Origin of the sequence: Actinoplanes aureus (assembly GCF_015704865.1) — a bacterium.
GTDB lineage: Bacteria > Actinomycetota > Actinomycetes > Mycobacteriales > Micromonosporaceae > Actinoplanes > Actinoplanes aureus.
The window spans coordinates 1-3,112 of record NZ_JADQTO010000078.1 but is presented as its reverse complement, the minus strand read 5'-3'; the positions used below and the strand labels follow the sequence as shown (position 1 = coordinate 3,112).

Here is a 3,112-nt window from a genome sequence, read left to right as displayed (position 1 = left end):
GCCTCGGGCGACCTCGGATACCCGAAACGGGAGGTGGGCGACGGCTGGTGGTGGGTGGCGTAAAGCCACAGCCCGGCGACGGCTACTTTCGGCAGAAATGCGCATCGAGCCACCACCGACATCTACGAGAGTGACGTAGCGCCCTTTGTGCTGATCTCGTCATTACCTCGACCATGGTCAACAAGTGGCGCTCGTTCTCACCGACATTCGCGAGTTGCCGGCCAGCGAGGTGGTGCCGAAAGTGACGAACATTTGGCTCCGGTTCTCGGCTCTGGCGTGAACTCCGTGATTGATCTTGTCGGCTATGTCGCTTGGGCGGAGTCTCGTCGGCTTCTGACGTAGTCCATGTATTCCTCGCCGGCCACCGCGTGATTGACCCAGCGGCCGGGGTCCGCGTCGGTGAGGTGCTCGGCGAGCGTCATCGCCTCTTCCGCGTCCTTGCTCCGGGCGAGCTCTCGGCCTTCGCCGACGTATGCCTCGTCGACTGGGTCGAGCGAGATGAGGTTGGGCAGGTCGCCCACCCGGTCGTCGTCAGGGTCTTGCACGGTGTGAAGTGAGATCCGATATTGCCTGTTCATGGAGCTGATCGCCACCCATCGGATGGCGGGTTCGCCGTCGATCTCGACGCCGCCGAGGAACTGTTCGATGCCGTTGCCTCGACGCAGTGCACCGATCGCGAACTGCCGGGTGAGATAGCGCATCGGCAGAGCGTAGTGCCGTCCTGCTCGATCGCTGATCAATCTGCGAGCAGGACGCGCTTACGCAGCAGGTCGAAGCCGGCGCGGCCGTACATCTGTCGTTTGATCATCTTGATGCGGTTGACGTTGCCTTCGACCGGTCCGGAGTTGAAGGGCAGGCTGAGCCCGGCGGTGACCGCGGTGAGGTCGGCGTTCAAGCCGGTGGCGAACCGGCTGATGCCGGGCAGCCCGGCCTGTTCGGCCGCGGTGATCCACGCGGTGAGACGTTCGCCGTGCAGGTTGGTCATCATGTCGGCGAACGAGCGGACCAGATCGACAGCGGATCGCAGCTCCGGGCAGTGGTCGAGGATCTTATGGAGCTGTTCGGTGTCGCGGTTGACGAGGTTGTCCGGGTGTCGGCAGATCCATCCGGTCACCTGCCGGACCGACGGCGGCCGGGGTGCTCGGATCAGATCGGGCCTGCTGCGGTACTGCTCGACGAACTTGCGGACGATCGAGTAGCTGCCGGTGAATCCCTTCGCGGTTATCTCGCGGTAGAGGGCGCTGGCCTTGAGGCATCCTTCGCTGATGCGCCGGGCCAGGTAGGGCTTGAACGGGTCGAGCAGGCTTGGACGCGGTTTCTGCCCGACCAACAGTTCCTGCCAGGTGGCGGCGTGGGCATACTTCGATACCGTCCGGTGCGACCAGCCGAGATGCCGGGCGATCTGCCTGAAGCCGGCACTCTGCTCCAGCAGTTCGTGGACCAGGGCGTAATGGGCGCGGCGACGGTCGGCCATTGCCCCCGTCGGCTCAGCGACTTCCGCCTCGGCAGGCTCAGTGAGCACCTTGTCGATGGGCTCGGCCAGGCAGTTCTTGTGCCGGGCGACGCATTTCTCGACGGCTGTGGCCAGGTTCTGCCAGAGGTGGAATCGGTCGGCGACCTGCACCGAATCGGGCGCCGCGGTCCGGGCCGCTTCGGCGTATGCGGTAGCTCGGTCCCGGCAGATCACCGCGGGCTTCGAGTGGTTCTGCAGCCAGGCTGTCACCGGTTCGGCGTCCCGGCCGACCAGCACGTCCACGACCTTGCGGGTCTGGCAGTCGATCAGCACGGTGCCGTAGTGGTGACCGCGTTTGATCGCGAAGTCGTCGACGCCGAACACCGTGATGTCACCGACGGGTGGATCGGGTAACGCGCGGACCAACCGAAGCAGTCGATCGCGGCCGGTCGGCATACCCAGCGTCGAGGCCAACCGGGCACCCGCCCGCCCCGCCAACGCGAGTCCGATCGCCGTGAGCATCCGCCGAAGCCCTTCACTCATGCGTGACCAGCGACGAGTCAGCCCGTCGACCTGTTCGACGAAGGTCTTGCTCCGGCACTCCGGGTTGTCACAGAAGAACCGCCGCACCCTCAGCAGGATCCGTACCACCAGCCCCGCCACCGGCGCATCGACCAACGTCCGCTCATACCGCGAATGGACCCGCGACGATGACGCCGCGCAGGCGGGACACATTCCTTCGTCCTGACGCACGGCGGCTACGAGGACCAGTTCAGCGCCGGCGTGCACCTCTTCGATCTCGATACCGACCAGATGAGGAAGAAGCTGCTCGACGGCATCACACAGCCGAACAACGACTCATCGCTCAAGATCAATCACACAGTTTGCGCCAGAGCCCGGTTCTCGCGAACAGAATCACCGGAGGGCCTCAGCCGCCGACTTACTCCTTCTCTGCGCACGGCCAACGCGCAGACCGGCGACCTCGCGGCCAGCGTGCGCCAGGCCTACGCCCAGGCTGCTCTCAACGAGCTGCCGATGCACACCCTCGCCGCCAGCGTGGCACGGGTTCCCGCGATCGACACCGTGCTGGTGTTCTCACACATGCATGCTCGCCAGCCGAGCAGGACAGTTTTGGGGCTCAGGGCGTGCTGCTCCGGTCCAGCGCATCGAGCCGGGATGGGCTCCGCGAACCCGGTGAGCTTGCCGGTCCGGTCGATCCGCACGGTGCGCAGTGCCTGCCGACAGTGTGGGCAGGTCGGGATGCCGATCGAAACCTGCACGGCTGGGACCGGGCCGCGGGTGATGCAGACCCGGCCGCCGCCGCGGAGTTGGGGTGAGTGCGCCCCAGTTGGCTGGCGGGGTTCGGTCACGAGGGGGCACCGTACCCACCTGACGGTGAGACCGGCGCGAGGTCGTTGCGCAGAAGGTTTTGCTCACCGGCGTCATCCGTTCCCAATATCTGAGTAGATGGCTGCACGTCCCGCATTCTTACGGCTTGGCCGGCCGCAGAGATATCAACGGCGGACATCTAGCGGTAGTTTGTCGTCTTCGTAACCTTCTTGTGGTGTGTGGCGTTGTGTTCGGCAGGTGTTCTGTCGAGCGTTGGGGTGCTGGGTGGTTCGTGCGGTGTGTCCGCCGGCTGCGGGTCCGTTGGAGGAC

At 65.5% G+C, this 3,112-nt stretch carries 2 protein-coding genes; both read right to left on the bottom strand.

All coding sequences use genetic code 11. The annotated features are described in order from the left end of the window. Nucleotides 1-302: 302 nt before the first annotated feature. Nucleotides 303-701 carry a hypothetical protein gene (locus I4J89_RS48940; RefSeq protein ID WP_196421081.1) on the bottom strand — a complete coding sequence of 133 codons (399 nt, stop codon included), beginning with the start codon at nt 699-701 and terminating at the stop codon, nt 303-305. A 35-nt stretch (nt 702-736) separates the two neighbouring features. Further along, nucleotides 737-2,206, bottom strand: coding sequence for an ISL3 family transposase (locus tag I4J89_RS48935; protein ID WP_309238812.1), 1,470 nt, complete (start codon nt 2,204-2,206; stop codon nt 737-739). Between the last annotated feature and the right edge of the window lie 906 nt (nt 2,207-3,112).

What these genes read in the sequence shown, in the direction of transcription:
- I4J89_RS48940 (WP_196421081.1), bottom strand. Translation starts at nt 701, where the DNA reads ATGCGCTATCTCACCCGGCAGTTCGCGATCGGTGCACTGCGTCGAGGC.